Source organism: Sebaldella sp. S0638 (assembly GCF_024158605.1).
Lineage (GTDB): Bacteria > Fusobacteriota > Fusobacteriia > Fusobacteriales > Leptotrichiaceae > Sebaldella.
Map to the genome: position 1 here is coordinate 1 of NZ_JAMZGM010000282.1, position 810 is coordinate 810.

General features: G+C 33.1%; 4 protein-coding genes. 1 reads left to right on the forward strand and 3 read right to left on the reverse strand.

All coding sequences use genetic code 11. The annotated features are described in order from the left end of the window. On the forward strand, positions 1-219 hold a 219-nt coding region (locus NK213_RS20280; RefSeq protein WP_253352725.1), incomplete at its 5' end, for a hypothetical protein. Here NK213_RS20280 and NK213_RS20285 read toward each other — a convergent pair. From NK213_RS20285 to NK213_RS20295, 3 genes are read right to left on the reverse strand one after another with little or no spacing between them, the layout of a single operon-like run. After that, a complete protein-coding gene (locus NK213_RS20285; RefSeq protein WP_253352726.1) occupies positions 209-391 on the reverse strand; it encodes a hypothetical protein in 183 nt (60 codons plus the stop codon). The genes NK213_RS20280 and NK213_RS20285 overlap by 11 nt on opposite strands. A 7-nt stretch (positions 392-398) precedes the next feature. Beyond that, positions 399-572, reverse strand: a complete 174-nt coding sequence (locus NK213_RS20290) for a hypothetical protein (RefSeq protein WP_253352728.1) — start codon at positions 570-572, stop codon at positions 399-401. Positions 573-615: 43 nt separating this feature from the next. Continuing rightward, a complete protein-coding gene (locus tag NK213_RS20295; protein ID WP_253352730.1) occupies positions 616-774 on the reverse strand; it encodes a hypothetical protein in 159 nt (52 codons plus the stop codon). Positions 775-810 lie beyond the last annotated feature (36 nt).

The following is an 810-nucleotide window of genomic DNA, read 5'->3' on the forward strand; positions in this document are numbered from 1 at the left end:
GCTTGCCTTTTAGGCGAATGGGTTAATTTAAATAACGATTCTGACAGTCTAATTGAAGGCAAAAGTCCATACATCTGGTATGAAGAAGGAGCCGATGTTTATTCACCTGAAAAACGGAATAAATATGGGACATATTATGAATTAGATTATGTTCATATTTATTTCAAAGGCAAAGACTACAGAATCAATCCCATTTTTATTCAAATTGTCACAGACTAAATTCGTTTTTTACTTTTTCAAAATTCTCATTGTCGGTGAGCTCCAGCTTATCGGCAATTATTTTTGTCTCCACATAGAAATATTTCTCTACTATCAATTTGACTTTGTCCCATTCTTTCTGATTCAGCCCTTTCAGGTTATTAATTGCGTTATTTATTTTCACTTTATCCATTTTTTACTCACCCTTTCTTTGTGTATATTCCTTTTTTCAATATCGCAGAATGTTTATATGCATTCGACATGTTTCCCAGTATTATTTCTCTAAACTCATACTCTGTAATCTCATGTTCTTCAAGCAGTGCTAATACTTCATCTGTTAACCAACACAGCTTTTCTGCTCTCTCTTTACTCATAATCCTTCACCTCTCTTTCTCTATGAAGTTTTTTTGGTATCTTTTACAGATGTTCTCTTAATTTCTTAAGGTCTCTGTCTATTTTCTGTAACATCAGCCCTTTTCTCCACTGTTCCTCAGGAGTAACTGCAACCATAGAATTTACTTCATCAAATCTAGTGTTTAACTGGTTTAGTTTACTTGTTAGTTTTTCTATATCCATAGGTCATCTCTCCTTTCGGGTTTTATGAAGTTTTTT

Coding starts and splice junctions, on each gene's coding strand:
- NK213_RS20290 (WP_253352728.1), bottom strand. CDS start 572: ATGAGTAAAGAGAGAGCAGAAAAGCTGTGTTGGTTAACAGATGAAGTA.
- NK213_RS20295 (WP_253352730.1), bottom strand. CDS start 774: ATGGATATAGAAAAACTAACAAGTAAACTAAACCAGTTAAACACTAGA.
- NK213_RS20285 (WP_253352726.1), bottom strand. CDS start 391: ATGGATAAAGTGAAAATAAATAACGCAATTAATAACCTGAAAGGGCTG.